Below are 26,602 nucleotides of genomic sequence, written 5' to 3'. Positions count from 1 at the left end.
AGTTGATCATCAGGAACTGCGGTTAGGGCTATGCCAAATCGCGCGCAAAACTATGCCAAATCGCGCGCCACCTTACAACGGTCCCAACGTCAACCTCCCCGCAGTCGCAGGCTGACCATCGTTACCACCCTCCGGAGCGATGACTTCCCGCCCATCTCTCACACCTGTACCAACCATCGGGACACGATCGGCAACGAGAATCCTCACCAGCATCTCCGGCGCGAAGACCATGCGGTACTGGCACATTTATAATGGACAATTGACTGATCCAGACGGGATAATCCTTCTTCGGGTCCGGGCCGGCAAATCCAGGAGTCAACGTGGGCAGCCTACTCGTTTTTTCCAGCCACCAACTGCCGGAGCGCGATCGCTTCGATCTTTGGCGTGAAACGGCCTCCGTCGGACCGGGAGCGGTCGATGTCGCCCATGTCGATCGACGTCCTTTTTTTGGGCGGGTGGAATGGCTTCCTTTGGGGAAAATCGACGCCTACAGGGTATCATTCAGCGCGGCGACCTTTACCCGGTCACGCCGCTGGATCGAATGGGATGGCTTCGACGGCTTCTGTTTCCACATCAATCTGAACGGACGCAGCGAAACCTCGCGCCACAGGAGCAGAACGGTTCTGGATGGTTTCAGCGCAACCGGCCATTCATACGGCCAACCCTTCGAAGCCGCGCTCGTTCCGGCGCCCGGCCGGTACTGCGAGAGTCTGAACCTGGTCATCCCCCGGGAGGAAATGCTGCATAAGGCGCCCCACGCGGAGCGATGTATTGGCACACTCCACGCGGACCAGCCTCCCCTGCGATTGCTGTCACAGTACCTGATCATGCTGGGCAACACCCCGGCGGAAGATTCCCAGCTTAACCAACTGGCTGGAAACCATGTCTTGGACCTGCTCGCCTTACTGTTGGGGCCAACCCTCGACGCCGAACACGAGGCAAAACTTCACGGGCTGCGCGCAGCCCGGTTGGCGGCATTGAAACGATACCTGCACGACCATCATCACCACCCCAAACTGTCGGTGACCATGGCGGCGCGGGCTTTGAACATTTCCGAACGGTATCTGCATGACCTGATTGCAGAAACCGGCGAGAGCTTCACTGAGATGGTCAACCGCCTGCGGCTGGAACGGGCGCGGCGGCTTCTGTGCGACCCAAAGCACCGGCACCTTCGCATTGGCGAGGTCGCTTTCACTTCGGGCTTCAACGATTTGTCCTATTTCAACCGACTGTTCCGGCGCCGGTTCGGCGAAACTCCGGGGACTTTCAAGGCCGAAGCACACCGGGACCGCGATGCTTTCCATTCGCCCGACGCCATGGAAATCGGGCACGACTGACCGTCGCAATCTCCCCCCTTGGACTCGGGCGTTTCCCGGATAATCGACGACAACGAAAGACGCCGACGTTCGTCGGCGTCTTTCGGGAACGGTGCAACCGGCTCTCGACGCCGAATTATTGAACCGCTCCATAGATCGAACCGGCGTTGACTCCCGGCCCTGGATTGTGCAGGCAGGTGGGATGGCCAAATCCGCTCAGACTGGCCTGATTGCCGACACCGTTGTCCTTGACGATGTCCTGGATCATCGCATCATTGTTGCCGGGGGAAACGCCGGCCGGGACGTTCTTGACGGCGAAGGCACCGCCCGCCAGCAATTCGCGCACTTTCCAGGCCACGACGTGGTCTGTGCAGGAGGTGTCGCCCGAAACGCCGATCGCACCGACCTTCTGCTTGGCGGAGTTGTAGAGTGCAAGCCCCCCACCAAACACGTTGATGCCGCCGATGCGCTTGCCCTTCAGCGGATCGTTCTTGGCGCCGAACCTGACGGCGCTGCCGCCGTAGGACAAGGTCGGGTCGATCGGATTGCTGGCCTGCAGACCGTAGAGGCTGCCGCTGGGCTGGGTCGCGGTGTAGAGGTTGGCGGTCGACAGGGCGAGGTCACCGGTGCTGAAAGCATTGGCCGCATTGGCCTTCTGGGCGGAAATGTTGCGGCTGCCCAGCCAGATGTCGGCCGTCACGTCCTGCGACGCGCTCAAGGAATTGGTCACGTTGCAGATGATGCCGCTGCCGTCCACCAGGGTCAGCCACATCGGGAACCCCAGCCCGCCGTTATCCAGCGACACCACGCTGCTGAGCGTCGACTTCATGTTTTCGTACGTCAGCCCCTGTTTTTCCAGGTCGGCGCAAGTCGCCGACCAGACAGTACCCGAGGAAAGAAGCAGACCGGTCACGGCCGCGCAGATTTGTTTTACGTTGAGCATGGAATCTCCGTGGTTACCTTGAATACTTGTTGGTCGGACCGATTGCCGGTCGGGATTCATATGCCGCGAGCGGCGACGGCCGACATCCGGTTGTCGAAGTTTAAGGGTAAAACGCCGAATGTTCTTGGACAATAGCGCAATCCGACCGAAGAAGATTCCGCTCTCCTCGATGCCGTCGAACGGGCCGCAGGGAGGGGAGACCGACTCCGCCCCGCGGGCCGTCACTCGCCGGTAGTTCCGGCCCACGATGGACGGTCGGTTTTGAGAAAAGGCCTGAGTTCGGCGTAGCCTACCGGCACTTCGGCGGCGGTACCGGCAGCTGAACGCGACCCGTGTCCCAACAACACGACGACACCCCGATCATCGAACAGCCAGTTCGCCTCGTCCTTCACCTCGGTCGATACGGAATCGAGCCAGCCATCGACGTCGGCCGTGTCGGAATTTTCCTTGAGGTATTTCCGCGCCTGCGCGACGACGGTTTCCCAGAATTTCCGGTCGACCCGGAATACGTCGTCGAGCTTGAGCGGTCTGCCGCGATCGAGATCCCAGTTGAGGGCATATTCGGACATCCAGGTATGTCCGGTCGGGCCCGCGTTGGTGTGGATGACCTCCAGACTGATCAAATGGCCGTCGAAATGGTGAACTTCGAAAGTGCGCGCGAGGTGCTCGACTCCTTCGCCCATCGCCTTGAGGTCACCGGGAGTGAAGCGGGACAGGCGGGATGCGATGGCCAGAGTCTTTTCGATGTGGCGATTGAAGGTCTGCGCCTTGTCGGCCGGCGTTCCGGTAAGCCAGGGATAGCCGTCATCCTCGACTTCCGCGGTTGATGCCACTTTCCTGTTCCTGAAGATCAGCCGTCCTTCCAGTTTCAGAGTCCCGCTGGTTCGGCTGGGAAGTGCGAGCACGCCTTCCCGCTCCCCGTACTCGGTGTTCAGGCAGTCTGCGACGCCCGACGGATGGGAGGCGTCCTCCGCGGACTTTTTCCCGCCGCACCAAGCTCGAACCCAGCTCACCCAGTCACGCTGTGCGTTTCGCACCGTCGCGAAACTTTCCGGCGACAGGTCTTTTTCAAGCCGCGCGAACCGTTCGGCGAGGCTCCGGTCACGGTCTGCGAGATTCTCGTCGGAACAGATGGCTCGTTCGATCGATCCTTGGGCTTTGGTGCAGTCGAAGCTGGGACGCGGATCGGCATGAACCGCAGCGGTCGTTGCCACGGCTGCCGCACAAAAGAACAGGGTTTTCACGATTCTCTCCTCATGGGGGATTCGACCAGGAACGGATACGCGCCGGCTGACATGCCTTCCAAGAAACGCTTCACAGCTTGCGGCGCCTGCAGTACCTTGAGCGTGACGGGAATACAGGTCTTGACAAATCCTGTAGACCGCTCCGCCGCATACCCGGCGGCCACCGTCTGCCGCAACATACTACAACGCCAATAACGACCTTTGAGGAGGAAAACATGGAAATCATCACGACCAAAGCCGGCATCGAAATGCTGTTGCGTTGGGGGCATTTTCTGGGCGGTATCACCTGGATCGGGCTGCTCTATTATTTCAATTTCGTCCAGACCGAATACATGAAGGAAGCGGACGCCGGCGCCAAATCGGACGTGCTGCGCAAGCTGGCGCCCAGGGCGCTGTGGTGGTTCCGCTGGGGGGCGATGGCGACCTTCCTGACCGGCATTGCCATCATGGGGGTGCGGGGCGGCGGCATGTCGATCGACATCTACGTCGGCGCCCTGCTCGGCACGCTGATGTTCCTGAACGTGTGGCTGGTGATCTGGCCCAACCAGAAGATCGTCATCGCCTCCGCGGAAGGCGTGGCGGCGGGCGGCGAGCCGCTGCCGGAAGCGGCCGATGCGCTGGCGGCGGCGGGCGTGGCCTCGCGCAGCAACGCGATGTTCTCGGTGCCGATGCTGTTTTTCATGGGGGCATCCGGCCATTATCCGCACGGCGGCTTCGGGCTGGTCGCGTTCCTGGCGGTTTTCGCCGTAGTCATGGTGCTGGAATACAACGCCGTCTACAAGGCACTGGCCCGCTGCCCGCAATGCAACAGGTTCAAGCTGCCGCCCGCCGGCATTCTCGGCCCGATGGCCAGTGTGCCCGGCGTGATCGGCTGCGGATTCGGCCTCACCGCAGTCCTGTTCCTCATCCTGGAGGTTCTGACCTGAGCCCATTGGCCAGTGCGCTTGACTTGACCGGTAAGCAACGGCGAGAATCGGACCCATGATACTTTCGCTGAAACCCTTCGACTTCGTGAACCTTACGCATCTTTGGCACAAGCCGATGCGATGGGAGGCGCTTGCCTGCGGGGTTCCCTAGAGAGTCGTCCGATCACGGGCGTTTTCGCAACGGAGGCCGCAGGTTCCCACGAATCTGCGGCCTCTTTCTTTTTCCGTCGGGAGCTGTGAGATGAGCGTTACCGTCGCTTACCTGAGCGTCATCCTGCTCTGGGCCACGACTCCGCTGGCCATCAAGTGGAGCGGAGAAGGGCCGGGCTATCTGTTCGGCGTCACCAGCCGCATGGCCATCGGCACCCTGTGCGTACTGCTGGTCATGCTCATGCTGCGGCGCCGCATGCCCTGGCACCGGAAAGCGGTCCACACCTACCTGCTCGCATCGATCCAGGTTTATGGTGCCATGCTGGCGGTGTACTGGGCCTCCCAGTTCATTCCTTCCGGCTGGATTTCGGTGGTGTTCGGGCTGTCGCCCCTGCTCACGGCGCTGATGGCGGCGGCCCTGCTGGGCGAGCGCAGCCTTACCGCCGGAAAACTGTCCGGCTACGTGCTGGGATTGGGCGGACTTGGGGCCATCTTCGGTTCAGCCCTAGAGCTGGGGCCGCAAGGGGTCTATGGCATTGCCGGCGTGCTGTTGTCAGCCTTCCTGCAGTGCCTCAGCGCGGTCGGCATCAAGCGGCTGAACGCCAAGCTCCCGGCACTGACGACGGTCGCCGGAGGATTGATGATCGCCCTGCCGGCTTATCTCGCGACCTGGGCGGCGGTCGATGGCGAATGGCCGGAGCTATTGCCCACCAGCAGTATCGCCGCCATCGCCTATCTGGGCGCGATCGCCACGACGCTGGGATTCGCCCTCTATTACTATGTGCTGAGTCGTCTTTCGGCTACACGGGTGGCGATGATCAGCCTGATTTCACCGGTGCTCGCCTTGTACCTGGGCCATGTCCTGAACGATGAACCGCTCTCGTTCAGGATCGTCGGCGGCACTGCTCTGATCCTGGCGGCTTTGTTGCTGCACCAGTGGGCCGAACGGCGGGTGGCACAAGAGGCGCAATAACGGGCGATCGATGCTGAAGGTCCATTTGAACTACGAAACCGGACCGGAACACTGGGCGGACCTGCAAAGCCGGCTCGCTCCCGGCATTCGCTTGAGTTCGGGCGAATGCCGGCCAGCGAACGGCTTCGACATCCTAGTAAGCGGTGAACCGACGTTAGAAGAACTGGAGGGCAATGGCCGCTTGCGCGCGGTGATCGTGCCATGGGTGGGCGTGCCGCTGGCAACGCTGGACCGCATGAAGGAATTCCCGTCCATCGCCCTGCACAACCTGCCCTACAATATCGGGCCGACGGCGGAAATGGCGGTGGCCTTGCTCCTGGCCGCCGCCAAGCGGATCGTACCCTATGACCAACGGCTCCGGCGCGGCTACTGGTCGGGCGAGCATACAGGAGTACCCGGTTCGGTGATGCTGGACGGTGGCTTGGCGGTGATCCTCGGCTATGGCCGCATCGGCAGGCGCGTCGCAGCGGCCTGCCGGGGGCTAGGCATGCGGATTGCCGGCGTCCGGCGCAATCCCGGGACATCCGACGAGGAATACGCCCTCGCCGATCTCTCGGGACTCCTGCCGCAGGCGGCGGCGCTCATCGTCTGTCTCCCCCATACCCACCAGACCGACCGTTTGATCGGAAGCCGTGAACTGGAGCGGCTACCGTCGAATGCCGTCCTGGTCAATGTGGCGCGCGGGGGCATCGTGAACGAGGAGGCGCTTTATCGGACATTGCAGGCCAGGCGAATCTATGCGGCCGGCATCGACGTCTGGTACCGCTATCCTTCCGCAACGGAACGTAAACAGGGGTTGCCGCATCCGCCATCGTCATTCCCTTTTCACACACTGGACAATGTGGTAATGAGCCCGCACCGGGCGGGCTGGTCGGAAGAAAAAGAGCCGGCGCGGATCGCCGAACTTGCAAACATGCTCAATGCCGCCGCCCGCGGCGAGCCGATGCCATACCGGGTCGATCCCCGGCAGGGCTATTGATACACCGTATGACGCGCAGGAGGAGTGAATGAACGGAAGGGGCTTCGTCACCCTGAAAACGACGGCCGAGCATCGGACCGAAGTGAAAGGTTCGCTGTTCGTGGCCTACGGCGGACGGGCGGATACGCCGGAGCAGGGGCTCGCCTTTCTCCGAACCGTGGCGGCCCGGCATCCCGATGCCTCCCACCTGTGTTGGGCCTACCGAATCGATGATCAGTACCGCTTCAGCGACGCCGGTGAACCGGGCGGTACCGCCGGCCAACCCATCCTCAGGGCCATCGAAGGCCAAGGGCTCGATCACGTGGTGGTCGGAGTGGTCCGCTATTTCGGCGGTACCAAGCTGGGAGCGGGCGGACTGGTGCGGGCCTACGGCGGAACGGCGGCCGAGGCGTTACGCACCGCCGAACGGCAGGAGGAACTGCCGCGGACCGGAATCACGGTGGAAGTGCCGTTCGAGCACATGGGCGCACTTTACCGCCTGCTGGATTCGCTCGGCGTGGAAGAAAGGCGGGAAACGTACACCGAACAGGGCCTGAAGGTCATGGCGAGCCTGCCGGAAAGCCTGGTGGAACACTTCCGGGCGGGCCTGAGGGATGCCACACGCGGTCAATCTTCCCTGCTCGAACCGTAAGGCTCAGGCAAAGTCGAAAGCCTCCAGCGTCACGCAGATGTCCACGCCGCATGCCGGCGTGATCGCCGCCGCCGGCAACGGCTCTCCACAGCGCCAACGCTGAACCGCGCTGAATTTGCCGAAACCGGTCGCCAGGAAGATCACCTCACGGCTCCGACTCAACCGGGCGGCGCTGAGGCTGACACGCTCGGCGCAAAAGCCCGGCGCGTCCGTCACCGCCAGCACGTCAGGACTGTCCGGCTCGGCTCCCCAGTCGCGGCCCGGAAACAGCGCCGCGGTATGTCCGTCCGTGCCCAGGCCGAGCAGAACGAGATCGAATTCTTCGACACCCGCGATCACTTCCGCGTACAGCTCGGCGCCGCGTTGCGGCCCCAGCTCCGCGGGAATGGGGTGAATCTGGGTACGGGGAATCGCCCCCTGGTCGAGCCAGACGTCCCGGGCGAGGATGGAATTCCGCCCCGGATTGCCCGCGGGCAAACAGAATTCATCCCCCCAGTAGACATGCCATTGACGCCACTCGGCCTCGGCCCGCGCAGCCGCCAGTCGCCGATAGATGGGCTCCGGGGTCCTACCGCCGGCCAAAACGATGTGGAAAGCCCCGCGGATCGCAATGGCCTCCCAGGCCATCCGCAATATCCCCTTCACCACCCTGATCTCGAAATCCTCTGCCGTGGGGTAGACATGCCAGCGCTTCTGCTGTCTCGGATACATCGGGCTTGCCCTCATAACTGGTTGCGCCAGCTCTGCTCGAGTTTGTCGAACAAACGGTCGGCTTCCAGTGGCCCCCACGAGCCGGCCGGATAGGTGTGGATGAAATCGCGCTGCCGCGTCCAATGCCGGAGTATGGGATCGACCACGCGCCAGGCCCATTCCACCTCATCGAAACGCAGGAACAGCGAACGGTCGCCTTCCATGATATCCAGCAGCAGCGTTTCGTAAGCTTCCAGCGTTTTCTCCCGGCCGCGCCGATAGGACGCGTCGAGCCGGATGATCCGTGTGTCCATCCCAAGACCCGGCTGCTTGGAATGCAGCTCGATATGCATGCTCTCCGACGGCTGCAGGGAAAGCAAGACCCAGTTGGGCTCGATGAATTCCAGCGGAGTCTCCCGGAACAACTGCTGGGGCGGATGGCGGAAGCGGATGGCGACGAGCGAGAGCTGCTGCGCGAGTCGCTTGCCGGTGCGCAGATAGAAAGGCACGCCGCGCCAGCGCCAGTTGTCGACATAGAACTTGGCGGCGACGAAGGTCTCGGCGATGGAATGAGGCGCCACCCCGGCCTCGTCCTGATAGCCCGGCACGGGGACACCGTCAATCGAGCCAGGACCGTACTGCGCCCGGAACGCATGGGCATTGATCACCTGGTCTTCGATGGGACGGATCGATCGCAGCACTTTGACCTTCTCGTCGCGCAGCGCATCGGCTTCCAGTGCCGGCGGCGGCTCCATGGCCACCAATGTAAGCAACTGCAGTAAATGGTTCTGCAGCATGTCACGGAGCGCACCGGCTTTGTCGTAGTAGTCGGCACGAGTGGAAACGCCCGCCTGTTCCGCCACGGAAATCTGCACGTGATCGATGTAATTGCGGTTCCAGAGCGGCTCGATGAGCGTGTTGGCGAACCGGAACACCAGGAGATTCTGGACCGTTTCCTTACCCAGATAATGATCAATCCGGTAAATCTGTTCCTCGTCGAAGGCGTCGTGCAACAACCGGTTCAGTTGCCTGGCGCTGTCGATGTCTTCGCCGAAGGGCTTTTCCACCACGATCCGATGCAGACCGCGTGGCCGGTTCAATCCGGCCTGCTCGAGCCGCTGGATGACCTCCCCGAAATCGGAAGGTTTGAGAGACAAATAGAACGCTGCGTGGGCGCAGCTCTGGTCGGCGCAGAGCCTGTCGCTCAGGGTCTGATAGATGGTCAGATCATGCAGGTCGCCCGCGACATAGGCGAAACGTGCCGCGAAACGCCGATAGACGCGGGCGTTGAACTGTTCGCCCGTACGCCGCCGGATGCTTTCCTCCAGATGCTGGAGCCAATCGGCCTCACTCCAAGGCCGCCGCCCCAGGGCGATGATCGACATGCCAGCCGGCAAGTGTCCCCCGACATCCAGGCGATAGAGCGCGGGAAGCAGCTTGAGCGCAGCCAGATCGCCCGTGGCTCCGAAAATGACAAAATGGCACGGTAGCGCCTGAGGAGGTTGCTGCAGGGTCATGGAACCACCTTTCCTTGAAGTTCAGAGGATGGGAGCCGGCACGGGCGTCACGCAATGGAACCATGAAACCGCAGGGGACTCAAGCGAACGCCGAATACCCGAGTTCAGTCCAATGCCTCGACTTCGACACGTCCCAAGCCGTTCAGCCGCAATGCCTTTGCCGCACCACGGGAGAGATCGATCAGACGCCCGTCGATGAAAGGTCCGCGATCGTTCACCACGAGAATGATCGACCGACGGTTGCCAAGATTGGTGACCCTGACCCGCGTAGGCAAGGGAAGGGTTCTGTGCGCTGCGCTCAAACCATGGGGGTCGAAACGGGTCCCCATCGCTGTACGCCGGCCGGACTCCTCTCCGTACCAGGATGCAATGCCCCGCTCCCGATATCCCTTGGCACTGGCCAGGGGACGATAAACCCGGCCCTTGACACGATAGGCCCGATTGTAAGCAGCACCCTGGCGAACCGTGAAACGAGACGTTGCTTCGGATCGCGCCATGGACTTGCCATGATCGACATGAGTCGCACAACCCGACAAGAGGACCACGGCCCCCAGACCGAAACGAACGCTGCACAGCAACGCCCGTCCGAGCGGGTGCCTGAGAGCAAGGAAATTTCCCGTGATAGCCATCACCACCGATTCGAAACCCAGGATTGGCAAGAATCAAGTCGGCATCGCGGTGCCGACTTCCGATGGTAAAGCAAGAACCGTGATCAGATTCTTCCCTTCCGTCTCACTGATTTTCCTGTACTCACAGGCAGGCCACGTCGTGTCACGACGACGGAGTCCCCTGGACCGGGAACCAAAATCGCTGAACAGACGGATTTATAAGGGAAAAAACGACACGCCCACCGTCGCCTGATGGCATCACCGGTATTGACGGAGAGGCAAATCCAATGGCGTCACGAAAAAGTGGCTTGAGGATGGAGCGGGAACGAGTGGGCGGCCGGCGGAGAAAGTCATCATCGACCGACAGCAGTGTGCGCGAGTGGGTATCCAGCCCCACCCGCGCACATCAATCCGCGGCGACCGTTATCGCTTCGACAGCGAGTCGTAAAGCGCACCATCGTCCACACAGCTTTCCTTCTTTTTCAAAGGCACGCACACCTTGACCGTTCCTTCGCAGACGTTTTGCTGCGTATCGGTCACGCTGAAGCCGATGGTGTAGACCCGCCCGTTGCCGTTTTTCTTCTTGCCGGCGCGCTCGGCCCGCAACCTCACCTTGTCACCCGTCGCCTTGTGCACGATGACCGCGTCGGGACTGCTGTCGGCACTGTTGATCCGGCGGACCGGCTCGTCCTGCATGACCGAAAGAATCTTGACCGTCATCGCATTCGACGCTGGAGACTGAGCGCTTTCCCCGAGCTCCTTGAGAAGGATGCGCCGCATCTTGTGATCCGGCGCCCAGAGTCGCGAGGGATCAACCACGGCACGATCACAGACGGGATTCGGCGTCGGTGCGGGTGTCGGGCTGGGACTGGACGTCGGAGCCGGTGTCGGTGTCGGATTCGGGGACGTGGTGGGCGCCGGGGTCGGAGAGGCCGTCGGTGCCGGGCTCGGAGAGGCGCCCGCGCTCAGGACTTTCACGTTCATCGACGCACTGGCCGTCAGAAAACCGTCGCTGACGGTGAGCTGAAATGCCAGCGTGTCGTTCCCGGCCGTCACCACCGGAGCGACGAAGCTCGGCGCCCCTGTGTCAGCGCCGTTCAGAACCACCGTGGGTCCGCCGGTTTGAACCCACGCATATGTCAAAGGATCACCGTCCGGGTCGGTGCTGCCGCTGCCGTTCAGGTTCACGGTGTCGCCGGTATGCACCGTCAGATCGGTGCCCGCGTTCGCCACCGGCGGATGATTGGTGTTTTCCACGGTCACATTGACACTCGAAGGGGTCGATGCCAACCCCTCCTCGTCGGTCACCGTGAGAGAGAACGTACAGGTTTGCGGCGTCTGGCCGACCAGGGGTGCCGTGAAACCCGGCGAGGAGGTCGCGCTATTGTCCAACACCACCGTGTTGCACGGCTCGCCTGCCGAAACATTACTCCATGCATAGGTAAGCTTCCCCCCTTCCGGGTCATAGCTGCCGGAGCCATCGAGATGCACGCTTGCCCCCGCCCTCACCGTCTGCGCGTCACCGGCATCGGCGACCGGCGGCTGATTGATGGCGTTGCTGGACACCACGGTGACGTCGATGAGTTCCTCGTCACTGAACAGGCCGTCACTGACCCTCAATTTGAAGCTCAGCACCTTGCTTTTTTGGCCTGATCCCAGGACGGGGGTGGTGAAACTCGCGGTAGCGGTGTCGGCTCCCTTCAGACTGACGCCCGGACCTCCGACCTGCGACCAGGAGAAAACCGGGCATGGCTTCGGAGCCCCCTGCCGTGAACAGGCCGGCGCGGTGCTGTGGGAACCGTCCAGCGTCACCTTTACGTTCTCGGCGATGTTACCGGCGGGTCCCTCGACCACCGCCGACGGGAGATTCGGCGTGAGCAACAGACCACGCCGGTTCGCTCCGGTTCTTGCCGTGAGCGCGATCTGACCGGCGTTGTTGATGGCGATACCCTGAATCTCGGTGGCCGACACGATGTTCGCCTCCGCCGGAATCAGATCATGCAAGTCATACATCTTGCCATCGCTGTAGAGGAAACCATGCTGCTGACCACCGGGCGTCGTGGACATACCGACGATCTTGCCGGCATCATTGATCCCCAGGGCCTGGCTGCTCCCCCCGCCCAAAGTACCGATGTCCACCATGGCGCCGTTGCTATACACGAATGCGTGGGTCACGCCGGCGGAGACGTCGGAATACCCGACCACCTGGCCGACGTTGTTGATAGCGGTAGCGTAGCTCCTGTCGGCCCCCAGTGTCCCCAGATCGATCTTGTTGCCGTTGTCGTACAGGAATGCGTGAGGAGTCTTGGCGCCCGTTTCTGCATACCCCACAACCTGGCCGGCGTCATTGACACCCGTGCCGAAGCTGGAATCCCCGCCCAGCGTACCGAGGTCGGAAAAAGCGCCGTTGCTGTACAGAAAAGCATGTCTGACGTCTTCGATCTTGGCCCATCCCACGATCTGGCCATTATTGTTGATGGCCGAGGCAACGACGGCCGTGCCCCCTTGAGGCAAGCCGAGATCGACCATCTTTTTATTACCGTAATAACTGTAATAAAACGCGATGGGATTCTGCTCGTTACCCGATTGCCCAACCACGGCAGATGCATTGTTGATGTTCCAGGATTTGCTCCTGCCGCCGGCCAACACCCCGAGATCGATCATGCCGCCATCGGCGAAGAGAAAGGCATGGGGCGAATGCTTGTCGTCCCCGGAATCGAAATAGCCGACAACCTGTCCGCCATCATTGATGTCCGTGACATCGACATTACCGGCGAGTGAGGTGATGGGAGTGACGCTGTAGACGGCCGCCATCACTCCCGACGAAGAAACTGCGCCGTAAGCGCCGATAATCGATATAGCCAATGATTTCAAATGGAATTTATCGTTGAATGGATTCATGTCCTCACCCGTTGCCCAAATCATCTGCACTGCCATTGGATACGTGGGACCGCATTCTTACCCCTACTCGCCGGTGCCCCGTGACAGTTCCTGCAACCATCGAAGCTTACAAGTCCTCAGCCAATGTTATCTAAAGTACACCATATCGGCCCTCAATCAACCCCAATGCCCCCCGCTTGCCCGGATCAGACGGGGCCCGAGCCGGGCGCGACGCCTATAGCCGTCACGGCGTCTCCTGTTGGTACCCCGCTCGCCAAGAAAGTTCCCTCCCCTGATAGAATACGGCCGTCCCGGATCGGCACCCTCAACTCCATCCCTACAGCGAATTTCAGGCCATCACCCCCGGACCGCCCCATGACACAGGGACTCCTTTACGTCATCTCCGCCCCCTCGGGCGCAGGAAAAACCAGTCTGGTCAGCGCGCTGTGCGCTGGTGCTCCGGACCTCGCGGTGTCGGTGTCGCACACGACCCGCCCCCAGCGGCCCGGTGAAGTGCCCGGCCAGGACTACTGGTTCGTGGACAAGGCGGAGTTCGAAAAAATGATCGCGAACGAAGCATTTCTGGAATACGCCCGTGTTTTCGACAACTATTACGGCACGGCGAAAACGACGGTCGAGGAGGTGCTGGCGAGCGGGCGAGACGCCGTCCTCGAAATCGACTGGCAAGGCGCCCGCCAGGTCCGCCGACTGATGCCCGCATGCGTGTCGGTCTTCATCCTGCCGCCCTCCCGTCAGGCGCTGGAACAACGCCTGCGCACCCGCCAGCAGGATTCCGAAGCGGTGATCGCCCGCCGCATGGAGGCAGCCATTTCCGAAATGTCGCATTATGCGGAATACGATTACCTGATCGTCAACGACGACTTCAACCTCGCCCTGAACCAGCTCCGCGCCATCGTCCAAACCCAGCGCCTCACCGTCCAGCGCCAGGCGCCGCGGCTGGGACGCCTGATCGCCGATCTTCTGGGCTGATCACTCTTTGACGGGCCTCTTCTCGAGCTTGCGCTGCAGCGTGCGGCGGTGCATCCCGAGCGCGCGCGCCGCCGCCGAAATATTGCCGTCGTGCTCGATCAGGATCTTCTGCAGATGTTCCCATTCGAGCCGTTTCACTGAAAGCGGCTTTTCCTTGATTTCGACCGAGGCATCGCCCTCGTCCTTGTGGAGAGCTGCCAGAATTTCGTCCGTGTCGGCCGGCTTGGTGAGATAGTGGGTAGCCCCCAGCTTGATGGCTTCGACCGCGGTCGCGATGCTTGCAAACCCGGTCAGCACGACGATACGGGTGTTGGAATCCAGTTCGTGCAGACGCTTCACCAGGGTCAGCCCCGATTCGTGGCCGATGCGCAGATCGACGACCGCGTATTCCGGCTCGATCCGCGCGGCCAGATCGAGCCCCGTTTCCACGTCGTTGGCGGCATGCACGGTGTAATTCCGCCGCGCCAAGGCCTGCCGCAGCACCTCGCAATAGGTGGGATCGTCATCCACAAGGAGCAGATGGGGACTCTCGTTTTTCTCTTCGTGCGTGCTCATGTCGATGATGGCATCAGGGGTAGAATGATGCGGGTCCGGGTACCGCCCTGCATCCGGGTGGACATGCTGATGACGCCACCCAGCCGTTCGATGGTGGAGAACGCCAGGAACAAACCGACGCCCAGGCCATGATCCTTGGTCGTCACCGGCGACTTGCCCAGCTGCTGCCTGAGTTCGGGCGTCACCCCGGGCCCATGGTCGATGACGTCCAGCGTCACCCGTTCCGCGGTCCAGCGCGCTTCGACTTGTATCCCTTCCGGAGACACGTCCGCCGCATTGTTGATGATGTTGACCAGCGCATGGGTCAGACTGCGCTCGGCAATGATCGAGGGAATGGGCCGGGTGCCGTTGCGGTAATAGCCGAGCGGCGTCGGCAGGCTTTGTTGCTTCCAGTCTTCGATGACGGCATCGAGGTAGTCCGGCAACGGCATCACGTGGCCGCTCTCCGCCCGCCCTTCGCCCGCGGAAGCCGACATCACCGCGAGAGCGTTCTTGCAACGCTTGACCTGCTCGCGAAGTATCCGCATCTTCCCCTGGAGATCGTCGCGCTGCTCGGCCTCGAATTCCTGCTCCAGCTCGCTGATCAGGATGGCCATGGTACCCAACGGGGTTCCCATCTCATGGGCGGCACCGGCGGCGAGTGTTCCCAATGCGATCACGCGCTCGTTTCTGAGGCTTTGCTCCCTGACCTCGGCGAGCTTGCGCTCCCGTTCCCGCAGATTTTCCGCCATCTCTGCGACGAAATAGGCCACCAGAGCCGCGCTGAAGACGAACCCGAACCACATGCCGAAGGCGTGCAGCTGCACGTGATGTTCCTCGATGACCGCATGCAGATGGGCATGCTGAGGATCGATCATGAATGCATGGGCCGGGATGGGGGGCGTCAGTGTTTCGGGATTGAGCGCCGGGAGCGGCTGGTAATAACCGATCAAAATCGTGTAGCAGCCGGAAGCCAGGATGACGAGATGCCAGGTGAAGGCACGCGAGAGCACCGTCGCGGCGATGATGAGCGGGAGCAGGAAAAACCAGGCGATGGGATTGTTGGCCCCGCCGGTGAAATAAAGGATCAAGGCAATGGCGAAGACGTCTTCCGTGAGCTGTATGAACAAATCGATCTGTGTGGTCGGTTCCGTATCCGACAGTTTGAGCCAAGTCCACCAGTTGAACAGCGACTGGATCGTCACGATCCCCCACAGCGGCGCTTGGCGCAAAGGAATCTCGAGACCGTAGACGCTGAACAGTATCATGAAGGCCTGAGCGCCGATCATCAGATTGCGGAGAACGAACAACCATTGGAGATTCTTACGGTTGGTATTGTCCGAATCCGAAGGGATAGGGATGTTCATGGAATCGCTCATACGCCTATCTTACTGTTGGGGAGGACGGGGAGGATATCTGCGGCAATTTGCCACAGAGGACGGAACGGGCAGGCAAGCGGCATGTCGAGTCCGTGCACGGGTAAGGATACTCGGCAGTACAAAGGCTTTCGGTCTACCGTCCCGATACGGTACTTGACAAACAGTGCGACATCCTGCCACGCGACAATTTGTCACATTCACGTCACAGGTGTGGCTTGATAACCTAAACCCGTCATCGAGACTACCTCCCTCGAGTTGACGCGCCGCACGGTAGTGCGAGCGACTCCTCCTCTTTCGACGCAGGGCTGATCCCCCTGCGTTTTGTTTGTTCCTTCGACCTGCCCCGGGTTCGTCAACCGCCTCCCGCCCTTATCCCGTCACACTGCGGTCGATGTCCTTGTGCAGCCGCCTGGCGCTGTAAATCGAGCGCCTGGGGCATCCGCTTTGCCAGATCCTGCATGCGGGTGGCGTGCGAAGGATGGGTGGACAGAAATTCGATCGGCTGGCCGCCCCCTGAGTTTGCCATGTTGTTCCATAGTTCGATGCTCTGGCGCGGATCGAAGCCGGCGCGCGCCATGAGATCCAGGCCGAGCAGATCCGCCTCGCTTTCCTGGGTGCGGCTGTAAGGCATCAGAATCCCGTACTGCGCGCCGAGCCCCAGCAGCCCCATCAGCGTCTTGCCGGAAGAAGACGATGGATCGGCCAAGGCTTGCATGGCATTCAGTCCCTGCTGGACGGCGACCTGCTGGGACAAGCGCTCGTTGGCATGACGGGAAAGCACGTGGGCGACCTCATGGGCCAGCACCGTCGCCAGTTGATCCTGGTTGCGGGCGATACGGAGCATGCCGGTATGGACGCCGATCTTGCCGCCGGGCAGGGCGAAGGCATTGGGGCTGTCCTGCCTGAACAGCACGACCTCCCAGCTTCCGCCGACTTCGCGCGTCACTGCGTCGGCGACACAGCGCACGTAGTCGTTGGCCTGCCGGTCCGGATCGACCGGCACGTCACGCTTCACAGCGGCAAAGGACTGATCGCCCAGCATCGCCATCTGGCTCTCCGGCAACAGCATGAGCTGGTTCCGCCCCAGAGGCGAAGTGGCACAGGCGCTCATCACGATACCCAGAAGCGGTACGGCTGCTTTCTTCATGGCGGCTGGTCGAGGCGAAACGAAGGGCCGGGATCATATCGGATCGGCTCGCGATTGTTCAATCCGGAAAGGCGGGCACTCGACCCCGGTGCCGCGCAGCCCGCAATAGCCGTTCGGATGCTGCGCCAGGTACTGCTGGTGATAGCTCTCGGCATAATAGAATTCGGGGGCCATTCGGATTTCCGTCGTGATGCCGCCGCGGCCGGCCCGTTCGAGCGCCCTCTCGTAGGCATCGCGTGACACCAGGGCCCACCGGAGCTGTTCCGGCGTGGTGGCGAAAATCACGGAGCGATACTGTGTCCCCACATCATTGCCCTGACGCATGCCCTGCGTCGGATCGTGCGAGGTCCAGAACACCTGCAGCAGGGCGTCGAAACCGACCTTGTCCGGCTCGTATACGACGAGGACGACCTCGGCATGGCCGGTTCTGCCGGTACACACCTCGTCGTAAGTGGGATTGGGCGTCGACCCTCCGGCGTACCCGACCGCCGTCGAATAGACGCCGGGCAAGGTCCAGAACCGCCGCTCCGCGCCCCAGAAGCACCCCATCCCAAAGAACGCTCTGGCCGTGCCCGACGGGAAAGGCGGCCGGATCCGCCGGCCATGGACGAAGTGCGTCTCGGTCACCTGCAGAGGCGTGGCGCGACCCGGCAGGGCATCGTGAGGATCGGGCAACGCCGACCCGGCTGACTTGAACCACATAGCGAACTCCCGCGTTGAATGAGAGGGAAATGAAAAACCCTATAATGCCGGCCTTTCCATCGGAAGAATGCGGGCATCATGAAAAATTCCGACACCTTTCAGCGCTTCCTGTTCGAAGACATGGGCATCCGCGGCGAACTGGTCCGCCTCGATGCCAGCTGGCAGGCCGTGCTTCAGCGGCACACCTATCCCCTCAACGTGAGCCGTCAGCTGGGCCAAGCCCTCGCCGCCGTGACGCTGCTCTCCGGAACGATCAAGTTCAAAGGGGCCTTGATCATCCAGACCCAGAGCCGGGGACCATTGCACACGTTGGTGGTCCAGGCCACCCATCGCCAGACGATACGGGGCCTTGCCCACTGGCGCGATCCGGTGCCGGAAGGGAACTTGAGCGAAGTTTTCGGGGAGGGCAGGCTGGTCCTCACGATCCAGAAAGAGGGGGAGGAATCCTACCAGGGCGTGGTCTCGCTGGAGGGACAGTGCCTCGCAGCGGCTCTGGAAGGTTATTTCGCCCATTCCGAACAATTGGCGACCCGACTCTGGCTATTCGCGGACGGCCAGCGTGCCGCCGGGCTGTTCCTGCAGGCCCTTCCAACCCAGACGCCTACCGAGGAAGACTGGATGCGGCTGGTCACCCTGGCCGACACGGTCACGGAACACGAAATGCTTCATCTGCCGTTCGAAGACCTGCTCTACCGGCTCTATCACGAGGAAAAAGTACGGCTATTCGAAGCCGAACCCGTGGTATTCCGTTGCTCCTGTTCGCGGCAGCGCATCGAAGACATGCTGCTGGCCCTGGGCAAAGCGGATGTGGAGGACATACTGGCGGAAAAAGGCTGCGTGGAAGTGGATTGCGACTTCTGCAACAAGCGCTATCAGTTCGACCTCGTCGACATTGGCGTCCTGTTCTCCGAAGAAATCAAGAGCCCGCCTTCATCTACCAAGCATTGACTGGTACGACCTCCGGCGGCCAAGTGAAATCACTCGTGTAACCGGCATATCACGCAATCGCATCTCCCCATTGCTCCCACATGAAGCCGTCCACGGCATGGACGGGAAGGCGCCGGCTCCTCACCCCTGCGGCACGAGGTCGCAGCGCCGGCTGCTTCGCCGAAGACGCGCCGGTGCCGTCCTGGGTGAGCGGGCACGCATCATCGAAAGCGCCCCGCCCGAATTAACGACTTGAGCCAGGCACCGCCGTACACTGCGCATCGGATGCCCCGTCAATGTCATTGGCACCGTTATTGCGGAATGGTCACGCCGTAAAAGTGTCATTTTTCTCCAGACCGCAGCCAGCCACCACGCTCCCAACGATACCAGGAAACGACATGCCAGAAGAAAATACCAAGACGTCGGGATATTTCGATCTGCAGTTGAGGTTCGACAGCGCCAACCGGGTGGTATCCATCAAGGTCAACGACATCACGCTCCCCCTGCCTCCATCGGTCGAAGATCCATGCTGCGAGGATTCCGACGGGACATCGTTCACCGGCATGATCATTCCAGACACTTCTACGCCAGCCACCGAAACGACGCCCGCTGGACCTTCGCTGGGCCCGCTTTTGAGGCTCGGCCTGAACGTCGTCGTGGTCATCGGCGCCGTTCTGGCCTTGCAGGGACTCGTCTACTGGAACTATTTCGCCGACGATCCCCAGTTTCTCGACCGCTACGGATGGTGGATGGTGTACCTCGACCTCAGCGTCGTGCCGCTGATCGCGACATTGGGGTATCTCCGCAGCTACATATACGCCCATGCCTCGCACATGATGGGTATGGTGATAGGCATGACCATCGGCATGCAGGTCGGCACCATGATCGGGGGCGTGCTGGGAGCGACCAACGGCTTTTTCGTCGGCGCCATGGTCGGCATGTCGCTCGGCACGCTTTATGGCGTCCTCACAGCCTGGTGCTGCGGGCCGATGGCCGTCATCCATGGCCTCATGGCCGGCGTGATGGGGGGCACCATGGGTGCCATGGTGGTCGTCATGATGATTCCCGACCATGTCCTGATCTTCATGCCCGTCTTCACCACGGCCAATCTGCTGATCCTGATCTGGTTCACCTATCTCTTCTACAAGGAAGGTGTGGCAGCGGGCAAATGTCAACTGCGCGGACCGCTGACCCTGGCCCAGCTCAGCTCCTTCAGCCTGGTCACGATCGGCCTGCTGGCGGCGCTCATGGTGCTGGGCCCTAAGGGGCCGATGGTCTGGAAAGGGCACAAGCGCGCCGCCATGGACGCCGACATGACCGAAAACCCGTTCCAGCCCAGGGAGCCCGGAAAAGACGGCTCATCCAGCGACCGGCGGGAAATGGAAATGGCATGCGGGGCCAGGATGATGGAAGGAGGCAATCATCGATGACCCGTCCCTCGATGGGTGACGACGACGAAAGCCTCTCTTCCACTCACGGGATGCCGGCAAACGTCTTCACTGTGGTGTGATCGCCCGCAAGTCATCTATGGCTGGAAACTCGGCGATATTCGCCGCCGCCCGCTTGCTGTCCGCCTTGCGCACGGCCACGAGGTACTTGGGCCCCGTTTGCCGAGCCGAACGCAGCACCGGCAGGCTGTCGTCGACCAGCAGAGTGGTTTCCGGATCATAGGGCTCGACGTCGTGCAGGCGCCGCCAGAACAGAGGGTCCTCCTTCGGCAGGCCGATGGCATGCGAGCTGATGATGGCGTCGAAGAAGACGTTGAGGGCGGTTTTCTCGAGCTTGAGTCCCAGGCTTTTGGGATGGGCATTGGTCACCAGGACCAGCCGCAGCCCCGCCGACCGCGCCGCATCGAGAAATTCGGTCACATGGGGCAGGACCGCGATCAATCCGGCGATTTCGGCTTTCATGGCCGGAATGTCCAGCCCCAGCACCCGGCTCCAGTAATCCAGGCAATACCACTCCAGCCGGCCTTCCATCGCCCGGAACCTCGGCATCAGCTCCGCCTTGGCTTCCGCCAGGCTCAGGCCGTTGCGCTCGGCATAGCGCCGGGGCACGAATTCGAGCCAGAAGTGGTTATCGAAATTGAGATCCAGCAACGTGCCGTCCATGTCGAGAAACACGCTGCGCATGCGCTTCCAGGGAATCATCGGTTACCATGTTTCGCTTGATTTGTCGAAAGCCCAGCCCAGTGAGTAGCCAAGGAAATCAGTCCATGCCCATCATGAAGGAGCCTTCCCGCCTGCTCGAATCCGTGGTCGCGCTGGCCAAGGAGGCCGGCCGGGCTATCCTCGCGATCTATGACTCGGAGTTCAGCGTCACGCAGAAATCCGACCAATCACCACTGACGGCGGCGGATCTGGCATCGCATGAGTTGATTGTAGCCGGACTGGCTCGTCTGAGACCCCAATTTCCGGTACTTTCGGAAGAGTCAGCGGCTCACGCGTTCGAAGACAGGAAAAACTGGTCTTCGCTCTGGCTGGTCGACCCGCTGGACGGCACCAAGGAATTCGTGAAAAGAAACGGGGAATTCACGGTGAACATCGCCCTGATCCATGAACACGCGCCCGTCCTGGGCGTCGTTCACGCCCCTGCGCTGGACCTGACGTATTTCGCCGCCGAAGGTTGTGGCGCCTTTCGCCAGCACGGCGACCAGACACCGCAACGCATCCGGGTGCGCGCCCAGGCACCGCTGCATCCCGTCGTCGTCGGCAGCCGGTCGCACGTGAATGCTGCGATGGAGACTTATCTGAACCGGCTGGGAGAATGTAAATTGCGGCCGATGGGCAGTTCGCTCAAACTCTGTCTGGTGGCGGAAGGAACCGCCGATCTGTATCCCCGGATCGGTCCGACTTCCGAATGGGATACGGCGGCGGCACATTGCGTCGTCACCGAGGCCGGCGGCGCGGTGACCGACCTCACGGGCGCCCCGCTCGTGTATAACGCAAGAGACAGTCTGTTGAATCCTTACTTCCTGGTGTTCGGCGACAAGAGCCGTCCCTGGCTCGACTACACGCGAGGAATCGAAGGCTAGGCGGCGTTGGCCCGGCGTTCGGGATCGGCGCCGTAATCGTAGCGGACCTCGTCCCACACGCTGCGGACCCAGGCATGGTCGATGTGCCGATCGCCGCTTTTCAGCCAGCCGACGATGTGGGACGCCACGTTGGGGTAGACGACCCGGACGGCATGGCCGTTCCTCAGCCAATGTATCACCGACGCCCGGTCCAGCTCCGGCATCACCGCGCCGAGCTGCGTCTGTTCCAGCCCCAGGGCGTTGGAAAGCTGCTCCATTTGCGCTCTCAGCGGCTTGACCAGCAGCTTCTTGCCCATCTGCAAGGCCTCGCTCGCCAGTTCGAATCCGGCATTGCAGATCACCGAGCTGCAGTCACGCAGGTCCCGCTGGAAGCCGGCACGGGACAGTTGCTTGATATGGATGTGCTCGGGCCGGTCCCGGCTGACCGCCGGGCTGTAGACGTGGAATTCGTATTCGCGCAGGGGCGCCAACAGCGCCACGATCTCGCGGATGTCCTCGAAAGGGAGATAGACCAGAATCTTTTGCTCGAGCACCGCTTCCGGTTCCGGCGGCGTTTCGATGACCGGCGGCAGGATCGGCTGGTCGAAATGGTGCCAGTGCAGGCCCAGCTCGACGCTGGCCGGGGCGAAATATTTGAGCACGGTACGCGCGAGAATGTCGTCCCCGGTCTTGGGGATGGGATAGCCGAATGCGTATTGATGGCCGATGCCGATGACTTCGCGCTTCTGCATCCTGGCTGCCCAGGCCGTGACCGGCTCGAAATCGGTGATGATCAGGTCGTAATGGGAAAGATCCAGCGTCCGGATGTCCTGGACGAAGCGGAGGACGTCATTGTGAACCGAGGTCTTCAGATAGGAGACCCGTCCGGCCTTGGTCGAAAATGTCAGCCCTTTGCGCCACAGGTAGTCGCCGAAAACCTCCATTTCGAACAGATGATCCCAAGGCCGACCGGTGAACAGATAGGTCACCTCGAACCCGGCCGCCTTGAGCGCGGGCGCCATGACGCGCGCCCGCGTGATGTGGCCGTTGCCCGTAGCCTGGACGCCGTAAAAGATTCTCACGTCAGAAAGACTCCCACGCTGAGGAAAGCGATGCTCGTACCCATGGCCAACCCCACGAGCACATCGGTGGGAAAGTGGACGCCCAGGAAAATGCGCGACAGCCCCACCGCAGCAGCCCAGCCGTATAATGCCGGCAACCAGGCGGGATGGGCGCTGGCGACGACCGTCGCCATCAGGAACGCGCCCGAGGTGTGGCCGGACGGGAAGCTGAACCGGTCGGAAGGAATGATGAAGCTGTGGTAATCCCGGATCGCCGCGGCAGGCCGGTCGCGGCGCAGGCCGTTCTTGACGATGAAATACAGCGGCCGCTCGATCGCGAACGCCAGCAGAGCGGCTTTCAGCAAAGCCCGGCTCAGGTCGTCACCGGCGGCGAACCAGTACAGGCCGAGCAAAGCGTAGAGAAAACCGTCTCCGGTGCGTGAAACCCAACGGCTGCACCGCGCGCAGAGCTCGAGGTGCTTGCGGTTCATGAACCAGATGAACATGAATACGTCGCAACGGTGAATCGCGTGGATCAGTTTCATGGCAACGCTCCGGGGAAACGAATGCTTCGGCCAGCATAGAGGACGACCATGACAGCAAGCGGTCGCTACGGTGACGATTCGATGAAGACTTCAGTGGGACCGGCGGCGGGGAAGGTGGCTCTGATCACGGGAGCGGCCCGCCGAGTCGGTGCAGCCATTGCCGCCCACCTGCACGATCAAGGCTACCGCATCATCGTGCATTACCATCGCTCGGAAACGGATGCCGCGACGCTTTGCGACGACCTCAACCGCCGCCGCGACGACTCGGCCGCGGCGATCGGCGCGGATCTGCTGGTACTCGAAGCCCTGGAGCCACTGGTCGCGGCGGCGGCCCGACGCTGGGGCCGACTCGACGCACTGGTCAACAATGCATCGGTCTTCTATCCGACCCCCATGGGATCGGTGACCAGCCAGCAGTGGGACGAACTACTGGGCAGCAATCTCCGCGCGCCGTTTTTCCTGGTCCAGCACGCCTTGCCCTGGCTGTCGGCCAACCGGGGCTGCGTGGTGAACCTCGTCGATATCCACGCCGACAGGCCGCTAAAAAACCATCCGGCATACAGCATCGCCAAAGCGGGGTTGGTTGCGCTGACCAGGTCGCTTGCCAAGGAACTGGCACCGGCCATCCGCGTGAATGCGGTAGCGCCGGGTGCGATTCTATGGCCCGAACAGGGCACGGATGCAGACGTACAGGCCGAAATCCTGAACCGCATCCCCTTGGGACGGCCCGGCACTCCACTGGACGTCGCCAAGGCCGTCGCCTGGTTCCTGGACCAAGCCCCCTATGTCACGGGACAGGTGCTCGCTGTGGATGGCGGCCGCAGCCTGTTCGGCTAGGAATGCCAGGACGGGCGGATGCGCACCTGTTGCAGACCGGTCTTGTCGTAACGCTCCCAAAGCTCCCGAAAGCTCCCTCCCAGGACTGGATGCTTCAAATCCGGCGCGATTTCCGCAAGCGGCTCGAGCATGAAGGCGTATTCGGTCAGCTCTTTGCGCGGAAGCCTGAGCTTCCCTTCGCTGACGACCGCATCGCCGTATAACAGCAGGTCGAGGTCCAGGGTCCTGGCGCTGAATTTCTTCGACTCCCGCGTACGTCCATGATCCGCTTCGATCCGGGCCAGTTCATTAGCGACATCGGCGAGCGGCCGCTCCGTCGTGAATCCCACGACGAGGTTGTAGAAAGGGTCGCCCTCGAACCCCACGGCGGCCGTCTCGTAGACGCTGGACACGCGCAGCGGTCCGAAAGCATCGCGCAGTGCCGTGAGCGCCGAAGGAATATGCCTGTCCCGGTCGACGTTGCTGCCGATGCTGACGAAAACCTCAGGCATCGGCCGGCTTTTCCCCGCGCTCGATCAAGACGCCGACATCGCTGGCGCCGCGAATGGCGCCGCGCTTGTTCAGGGTGACACGCACCCAGGGGATCGAGAATTCGTTCAGCAGAGTGGCCGCGACCTTCTCGGCCAGGGTTTCCACCAGAAAGAACTGACTGTTTTCGACGAATTCGATGAGACGCTTCGATACCGCCTTGTAGTCAAGGGCATGGGCGATGTCATCGGTCTCCGCCGCCCTGCGGATGTCGGTCGCCATTTCGAGATCGAGAACGACGGTCTGGCGGATCTCCCGTTCCCAGTCGTAGATGCCTATGATCGTCTCGATCTGCAGGCCCCGCAGAAATATAATGTCCATTTCCGGCCTCTGTCGGTCGCGCGTTCAAGACGGCCATTCGTAACATAGAATTCAAATTCATGACAACTGCGGAGCGATCATGCCGGTCGAATGGCTGCTGATTCCCTTTGCCTATCTGCTCGGCTCGGTTTCGAGCGCGGTCATCGTCAGCCGGACCCTGGGGCTGCCCGATCCGCGCCAGGAAGGCTCGAAGAACCCCGGCGCCACCAACGTGCTGCGACTGGGAGGCAAACGGGCCGCCATCCTGACCTTGCTGGGTGACGCATCCAAGGGGCTGATTCCCTTGCTCATCGCCAAGAGCATGGCGGTATCTCCGCCATTGTTCGCCGCGATCGGCTTCGCGGCATTCGTCGGGCATCTCTACCCGGTGTTTTTCCAGTTCAAGGGAGGGAAAGGCGTGGCAACCGCCCTGGGCGTACTGCTGGGCTTCGCCTGGCCAGTGGGCCTCATGGCGCTCCTGACCTGGATCGGCGTGGCCGCGCTGTTCCGCTTTTCGTCCCTGTCCGCACTGGCAGCGGCGGTCCTTGCTCCGGTCTACGTCTGGCTCTGGCTGGGCTCCGCCGAACTGGTGGTTGCAACCCTGTTCATGTCCACGCTGCTCGTTTACCGCCACAAGGGCAACATCGAACGGCTGCTCAAGGGCGAAGAAGCTCGGCTCGGCGCTAAACGGCTGTGAGCGTTTCCATCGCCCAGCGTGCCCTCGCCTCGATCGCCGACGGTTCGAACTGGCCGGCCCGAAGACGCCAGCAACCGGCGAAGGCGATCATCGCCCCATTGTCGGTGCAGAACTCCGGCCTTGGGAAGTAAACCCGGCAGCGCTCGCTTTCAGCCATCGCCTGAAGCCCCTTGCGCACCGCCTGATTGGCGCTCACGCCCCCTGCGACGACCAGGCGCCCCAACCCGGTTTCCCGCATCGCCCGGCGACACTTCAGCACCAACGTATCGACGATGGCCGCCTGGAATGCGCAGGCGATGTCCGCCTTGTCCTGCGGCGTCCCCGGCAGCGCGGCAAGCACGTTCAATGCGTGGGTCTTGAGTCCGCTGAAACTGAAATCGAGACCCGGCCTGTCCGTCATCGGACGGGGGAAATGGAACCGTTCGGCGCGCCCTTTCTCGGCGAGGCGGGCCAATGCCGGCCCACCGGGATAACCCAGCCCGAGAAGCTTTGCGGTTTTGTCGAAAGCCTCGCCGGCCGCATCGTCCAGCGATTCGCCCAGCACCTGGTAGACCCCGATGCCACGCACCTCGACCAACAGAGTGTGGCCGCCGGAAACCAGGAGTGCGACGAAGGGGAATTCGGGAGGCTCGGGTTCCAGCAGCGGCGCCAGCAGATGGCCTTCCATGTGATGGACAGCGATGGCAGGGACGCTCCAGGCCCAGGCGAGGCTGCGGGCCACGGCCGCCCCGACGAGGAGCGCTCCGATCAGGCCCGGTCCGGCCGTGTAGGCGATCCCGCCGATCGCGGTACGCCGGACGCCCCCTGCGGCCAACACTTCGCGGACCAGCGGGAGGAGCTTGCGCAGATGGTCGCGCGATGCGATTTCCGGCACCACGCCACCATACATCGCATGCTCGTCGACTTGACTGTAGAGCCGGTGCGCCAGCAGCCCCTTGCTCGAGTCATAAAGCGCGACGCCCGTTTCGTCGCAGGAAGTTTCGATGCCCAAGACCAACACGGCTCTTTTTGCGTTACCCGGCGGTCCGGGTATAATGCGCCATTTATTCAAGAGGCGGCCGGACTCCGGCCATTTTTCCAAGAAT

At 62.0% G+C, this 26,602-nt stretch carries 29 protein-coding genes; 12 read left to right on the top strand and 17 right to left on the bottom strand.

From position 1 onward, the window contains the following. Positions 1–320 precede the first annotated feature (320 nt). Positions 321–1,337 carry an AraC family transcriptional regulator gene (locus ACSHWJ_RS15345; protein ID WP_282213708.1) on the top strand — a complete coding sequence of 339 codons (1,017 nt, stop codon included), beginning with the start codon at positions 321–323 and terminating at the stop codon, positions 1,335–1,337. Between the two features lie 115 nt (positions 1,338–1,452). On the opposite strand, the gene ACSHWJ_RS15340 is transcribed toward ACSHWJ_RS15345, so the two are convergent. The 3 genes from ACSHWJ_RS15340 to ACSHWJ_RS15330 form a co-directional block, all read right to left on the bottom strand. Further along, a complete protein-coding gene (locus ACSHWJ_RS15340) occupies positions 1,453–2,259 on the bottom strand; it encodes a GlcG/HbpS family heme-binding protein (RefSeq protein ID WP_017365734.1) in 807 nt (268 codons plus the stop codon). A gap of 221 nt (positions 2,260–2,480) precedes the next feature. After that, positions 2,481–3,503, bottom strand: a complete 1,023-nt coding sequence (locus tag ACSHWJ_RS15335; protein WP_010962155.1) for a lysozyme inhibitor LprI family protein — start codon at positions 3,501–3,503, stop codon at positions 2,481–2,483. Then, positions 3,500–3,682, bottom strand: coding sequence for a hypothetical protein (locus tag ACSHWJ_RS15330; protein WP_041361378.1), 183 nt, complete (start codon positions 3,680–3,682; stop codon positions 3,500–3,502). The genes ACSHWJ_RS15335 and ACSHWJ_RS15330 overlap by 4 nt, the downstream gene beginning before the upstream one ends. 36 nt (positions 3,683–3,718) lie before the next feature. On the opposite strand from ACSHWJ_RS15330, the gene ACSHWJ_RS15325 reads away from it, so the two are divergent. The 4 genes from ACSHWJ_RS15325 (at position 3,719) to ACSHWJ_RS15310 (ending at position 7,162) form a co-directional block, all read left to right on the top strand. Continuing rightward, a complete protein-coding gene (locus ACSHWJ_RS15325) occupies positions 3,719–4,429 on the top strand; it encodes a urate hydroxylase PuuD (RefSeq protein ID WP_010962156.1) in 711 nt (236 codons plus the stop codon). A 241-nt stretch (positions 4,430–4,670) separates the two neighbouring features. Continuing rightward, positions 4,671–5,552, top strand: a complete 882-nt coding sequence (locus ACSHWJ_RS15320) for a DMT family transporter (RefSeq protein WP_010962157.1) — start codon at positions 4,671–4,673, stop codon at positions 5,550–5,552. Positions 5,553–5,562: 10 nt separating this feature from the next. Continuing rightward, positions 5,563–6,531, top strand: coding sequence for a 2-hydroxyacid dehydrogenase (locus tag ACSHWJ_RS15315; RefSeq protein ID WP_010962158.1), 969 nt, complete (start codon positions 5,563–5,565; stop codon positions 6,529–6,531). 28 nt (positions 6,532–6,559) lie between these two features. Continuing rightward, entirely contained in the window at positions 6,560–7,162 is a 603-nt protein-coding gene (locus ACSHWJ_RS15310; RefSeq protein ID WP_010962159.1) for an IMPACT family protein, read from the top strand. Positions 7,163–7,165: 3 nt separating this feature from the next. Here the strand turns inward: ACSHWJ_RS15310 and pgl are convergent, their stop codons facing one another. The 3 genes from pgl to ACSHWJ_RS15295 all read right to left on the bottom strand — a co-directional run bounded on the left by pgl (position 7,166) and on the right by ACSHWJ_RS15295 (position 9,866). Beyond that, a complete protein-coding gene (pgl, locus tag ACSHWJ_RS15305) occupies positions 7,166–7,873 on the bottom strand; it encodes a 6-phosphogluconolactonase (protein ID WP_010962160.1) in 708 nt (235 codons plus the stop codon). 11 nt (positions 7,874–7,884) lie between these two features. After that, complete coding sequence (gene zwf, locus ACSHWJ_RS15300; protein WP_218798406.1) at positions 7,885–9,369, bottom strand: glucose-6-phosphate dehydrogenase; 1,485 nt, start codon at positions 9,367–9,369, stop codon at positions 7,885–7,887. A gap of 104 nt (positions 9,370–9,473) precedes the next feature. Then, positions 9,474–9,866 carry a septal ring lytic transglycosylase RlpA family protein gene (locus tag ACSHWJ_RS15295; RefSeq protein ID WP_169570109.1) on the bottom strand — a complete coding sequence of 131 codons (393 nt, stop codon included), beginning with the start codon at positions 9,864–9,866 and terminating at the stop codon, positions 9,474–9,476. 121 nt (positions 9,867–9,987) lie between these two features. Here ACSHWJ_RS15295 and ACSHWJ_RS15290 point away from each other — a divergent pair, with 121 nt between their 5' ends. After that, positions 9,988–10,230, top strand: coding sequence for a hypothetical protein (locus ACSHWJ_RS15290; RefSeq protein WP_218798552.1), 243 nt, complete (start codon positions 9,988–9,990; stop codon positions 10,228–10,230). A gap of 170 nt (positions 10,231–10,400) precedes the next feature. On the opposite strand, the gene ACSHWJ_RS15285 is transcribed toward ACSHWJ_RS15290, so the two are convergent. After that, a complete protein-coding gene (locus ACSHWJ_RS15285; RefSeq protein WP_432540018.1) occupies positions 10,401–12,791 on the bottom strand; it encodes a PKD domain-containing protein in 2,391 nt (796 codons plus the stop codon). 441 nt (positions 12,792–13,232) lie between these two features. Here ACSHWJ_RS15285 and gmk point away from each other — a divergent pair, with 441 nt between their 5' ends. Then, on the top strand, positions 13,233–13,847 hold the full coding sequence (gene gmk / locus ACSHWJ_RS15280; protein ID WP_218798407.1) for a guanylate kinase: 615 nt from the start codon (positions 13,233–13,235) through the stop codon (positions 13,845–13,847). Here the strand turns inward: gmk and ACSHWJ_RS15275 are convergent, their stop codons facing one another. The 4 genes from ACSHWJ_RS15275 to msrA all read right to left on the bottom strand — a co-directional run bounded on the left by ACSHWJ_RS15275 (position 13,848) and on the right by msrA (position 17,609). Next, positions 13,848–14,402: a response regulator transcription factor gene (locus ACSHWJ_RS15275; RefSeq protein WP_010962166.1), complete on the bottom strand. Its 555-nt coding sequence runs from the start codon at positions 14,400–14,402 to the stop codon at positions 13,848–13,850. Further along, positions 14,399–15,748, bottom strand: coding sequence for an ATP-binding protein (locus tag ACSHWJ_RS15270; RefSeq protein WP_017365745.1), 1,350 nt, complete (start codon positions 15,746–15,748; stop codon positions 14,399–14,401). Before ACSHWJ_RS15270 ends, ACSHWJ_RS15275 begins: the two co-directional genes overlap by 4 nt. Before the next feature lie 364 nt (positions 15,749–16,112). Next, positions 16,113–16,907 carry a M48 family metallopeptidase gene (locus ACSHWJ_RS15265; protein ID WP_432540017.1) on the bottom strand — a complete coding sequence of 265 codons (795 nt, stop codon included), beginning with the start codon at positions 16,905–16,907 and terminating at the stop codon, positions 16,113–16,115. A gap of 33 nt (positions 16,908–16,940) precedes the next feature. Beyond that, entirely contained in the window at positions 16,941–17,609 is a 669-nt protein-coding gene (gene msrA / locus ACSHWJ_RS15260) for a peptide-methionine (S)-S-oxide reductase MsrA (protein WP_432540016.1), read from the bottom strand. 78 nt (positions 17,610–17,687) lie between these two features. Here msrA and hslO point away from each other — a divergent pair, with 78 nt between their 5' ends. Together hslO and ACSHWJ_RS15250 are read left to right on the top strand one after the other, a co-directional pair. Then, a complete protein-coding gene (hslO, locus tag ACSHWJ_RS15255; RefSeq protein WP_010962170.1) occupies positions 17,688–18,557 on the top strand; it encodes an Hsp33 family molecular chaperone HslO in 870 nt (289 codons plus the stop codon). Positions 18,558–18,934: 377 nt separating this feature from the next. Beyond that, positions 18,935–19,966, top strand: a complete 1,032-nt coding sequence (locus ACSHWJ_RS15250) for a hypothetical protein (RefSeq protein WP_432540015.1) — start codon at positions 18,935–18,937, stop codon at positions 19,964–19,966. 66 nt (positions 19,967–20,032) lie between these two features. Here the strand turns inward: ACSHWJ_RS15250 and yrfG are convergent, their stop codons facing one another. Next, on the bottom strand, positions 20,033–20,686 hold the full coding sequence (gene yrfG, locus ACSHWJ_RS15245) for a GMP/IMP nucleotidase (RefSeq protein WP_218798411.1): 654 nt from the start codon (positions 20,684–20,686) through the stop codon (positions 20,033–20,035). Between the two features lie 65 nt (positions 20,687–20,751). Between yrfG and cysQ the strand changes: the two genes are divergently transcribed. Next, a complete protein-coding gene (gene cysQ / locus ACSHWJ_RS15240; protein WP_017365752.1) occupies positions 20,752–21,570 on the top strand; it encodes a 3'(2'),5'-bisphosphate nucleotidase CysQ in 819 nt (272 codons plus the stop codon). Here cysQ and ACSHWJ_RS15235 read toward each other — a convergent pair. Next, on the bottom strand, positions 21,567–22,631 hold the full coding sequence (locus ACSHWJ_RS15235; protein WP_432540014.1) for an MJ1255/VC2487 family glycosyltransferase: 1,065 nt from the start codon (positions 22,629–22,631) through the stop codon (positions 21,567–21,569). The two genes, cysQ and ACSHWJ_RS15235, sit on opposite strands and share 4 nt — an antisense overlap. Then, positions 22,628–23,155: a phosphatase PAP2 family protein gene (locus ACSHWJ_RS15230; protein ID WP_010962175.1), complete on the bottom strand. Its 528-nt coding sequence runs from the start codon at positions 23,153–23,155 to the stop codon at positions 22,628–22,630. Before ACSHWJ_RS15230 ends, ACSHWJ_RS15235 begins: the two co-directional genes overlap by 4 nt. 81 nt (positions 23,156–23,236) lie before the next feature. On the opposite strand from ACSHWJ_RS15230, the gene ACSHWJ_RS15225 reads away from it, so the two are divergent. Next, complete coding sequence (locus ACSHWJ_RS15225; protein ID WP_010962176.1) at positions 23,237–23,992, top strand: pteridine reductase; 756 nt, start codon at positions 23,237–23,239, stop codon at positions 23,990–23,992. Here the strand turns inward: ACSHWJ_RS15225 and folK are convergent. Both folK and folB read right to left on the bottom strand, forming a co-directional pair. Then, complete coding sequence (folK, locus tag ACSHWJ_RS15220; protein WP_218800662.1) at positions 23,989–24,483, bottom strand: 2-amino-4-hydroxy-6-hydroxymethyldihydropteridine diphosphokinase; 495 nt, start codon at positions 24,481–24,483, stop codon at positions 23,989–23,991. The two genes, ACSHWJ_RS15225 and folK, sit on opposite strands and share 4 nt — an antisense overlap. Further along, complete coding sequence (gene folB, locus ACSHWJ_RS15215; RefSeq protein WP_432540013.1) at positions 24,476–24,841, bottom strand: dihydroneopterin aldolase; 366 nt, start codon at positions 24,839–24,841, stop codon at positions 24,476–24,478. Before folB ends, folK begins: the two co-directional genes overlap by 8 nt. A gap of 79 nt (positions 24,842–24,920) precedes the next feature. Here folB and plsY point away from each other — a divergent pair, with 79 nt between their 5' ends. Next, positions 24,921–25,517 carry a glycerol-3-phosphate 1-O-acyltransferase PlsY gene (gene plsY / locus ACSHWJ_RS15210; RefSeq protein ID WP_017365755.1) on the top strand — a complete coding sequence of 199 codons (597 nt, stop codon included), beginning with the start codon at positions 24,921–24,923 and terminating at the stop codon, positions 25,515–25,517. On the opposite strand, the gene tsaD is transcribed toward plsY, so the two are convergent. Continuing rightward, positions 25,504–26,517 carry a tRNA (adenosine(37)-N6)-threonylcarbamoyltransferase complex transferase subunit TsaD gene (gene tsaD, locus ACSHWJ_RS15205; RefSeq protein WP_432540012.1) on the bottom strand — a complete coding sequence of 338 codons (1,014 nt, stop codon included), beginning with the start codon at positions 26,515–26,517 and terminating at the stop codon, positions 25,504–25,506. The two genes, plsY and tsaD, sit on opposite strands and share 14 nt — an antisense overlap. Positions 26,518–26,602 lie beyond the last annotated feature (85 nt).

It is taken from the genome of Methylococcus sp. S1M (assembly GCF_051295855.1).
GTDB classification, from domain to species: domain Bacteria; phylum Pseudomonadota; class Gammaproteobacteria; order Methylococcales; family Methylococcaceae; genus Methylococcus; species Methylococcus capsulatus.
This window is presented reverse-complemented; position numbering and strand designations above follow the sequence as displayed.

Coding starts and splice junctions, on each gene's coding strand:
- ACSHWJ_RS15265 (WP_432540017.1), bottom strand. CDS start 16,907: ATGAAGAAAGCAGCCGTACCGCTTCTGGGTATCGTGATGAGCGCCTGT.
- ACSHWJ_RS15275 (WP_010962166.1), bottom strand. CDS start 14,402: ATGAGCACGCACGAAGAGAAAAACGAGAGTCCCCATCTGCTCCTTGTG.
- ACSHWJ_RS15270 (WP_017365745.1), bottom strand. CDS start 15,748: ATGAACATCCCTATCCCTTCGGATTCGGACAATACCAACCGTAAGAAT.
- gmk (WP_218798407.1), top strand. CDS start 13,233: ATGACACAGGGACTCCTTTACGTCATCTCCGCCCCCTCGGGCGCAGGA.
- zwf (WP_218798406.1), bottom strand. CDS start 9,369: ATGACCCTGCAGCAACCTCCTCAGGCGCTACCGTGCCATTTTGTCATT.
- folB (WP_432540013.1), bottom strand. CDS start 24,841: ATGGACATTATATTTCTGCGGGGCCTGCAGATCGAGACGATCATAGGC.
- ACSHWJ_RS15315 (WP_010962158.1), top strand. CDS start 5,563: ATGCTGAAGGTCCATTTGAACTACGAAACCGGACCGGAACACTGGGCG.
- ACSHWJ_RS15320 (WP_010962157.1), top strand. CDS start 4,671: ATGAGCGTTACCGTCGCTTACCTGAGCGTCATCCTGCTCTGGGCCACG.
- ACSHWJ_RS15230 (WP_010962175.1), bottom strand. CDS start 23,155: ATGAAACTGATCCACGCGATTCACCGTTGCGACGTATTCATGTTCATC.
- cysQ (WP_017365752.1), top strand. CDS start 20,752: ATGCCCATCATGAAGGAGCCTTCCCGCCTGCTCGAATCCGTGGTCGCG.
- ACSHWJ_RS15225 (WP_010962176.1), top strand. CDS start 23,237: ATGAAGACTTCAGTGGGACCGGCGGCGGGGAAGGTGGCTCTGATCACG.
- msrA (WP_432540016.1), bottom strand. CDS start 17,609: ATGTGGTTCAAGTCAGCCGGGTCGGCGTTGCCCGATCCTCACGATGCC.
- ACSHWJ_RS15310 (WP_010962159.1), top strand. CDS start 6,560: ATGAACGGAAGGGGCTTCGTCACCCTGAAAACGACGGCCGAGCATCGG.
- ACSHWJ_RS15325 (WP_010962156.1), top strand. CDS start 3,719: ATGGAAATCATCACGACCAAAGCCGGCATCGAAATGCTGTTGCGTTGG.
- ACSHWJ_RS15295 (WP_169570109.1), bottom strand. CDS start 9,866: ATGGCGCGATCCGAAGCAACGTCTCGTTTCACGGTTCGCCAGGGTGCT.
- plsY (WP_017365755.1), top strand. CDS start 24,921: ATGCCGGTCGAATGGCTGCTGATTCCCTTTGCCTATCTGCTCGGCTCG.
- ACSHWJ_RS15340 (WP_017365734.1), bottom strand. CDS start 2,259: ATGCTCAACGTAAAACAAATCTGCGCGGCCGTGACCGGTCTGCTTCTT.
- yrfG (WP_218798411.1), bottom strand. CDS start 20,686: ATGATTCCCTGGAAGCGCATGCGCAGCGTGTTTCTCGACATGGACGGC.
- pgl (WP_010962160.1), bottom strand. CDS start 7,873: ATGTATCCGAGACAGCAGAAGCGCTGGCATGTCTACCCCACGGCAGAG.
- folK (WP_218800662.1), bottom strand. CDS start 24,483: ATGCCTGAGGTTTTCGTCAGCATCGGCAGCAACGTCGACCGGGACAGG.
- hslO (WP_010962170.1), top strand. CDS start 17,688: ATGAAAAATTCCGACACCTTTCAGCGCTTCCTGTTCGAAGACATGGGC.
- ACSHWJ_RS15250 (WP_432540015.1), top strand. CDS start 18,935: ATGCCAGAAGAAAATACCAAGACGTCGGGATATTTCGATCTGCAGTTG.
- ACSHWJ_RS15330 (WP_041361378.1), bottom strand. CDS start 3,682: ATGTTGCGGCAGACGGTGGCCGCCGGGTATGCGGCGGAGCGGTCTACA.
- ACSHWJ_RS15285 (WP_432540018.1), bottom strand. CDS start 12,791: ATGGCGGCCGTCTACAGCGTCACTCCCATCACCTCACTCGCCGGTAAT.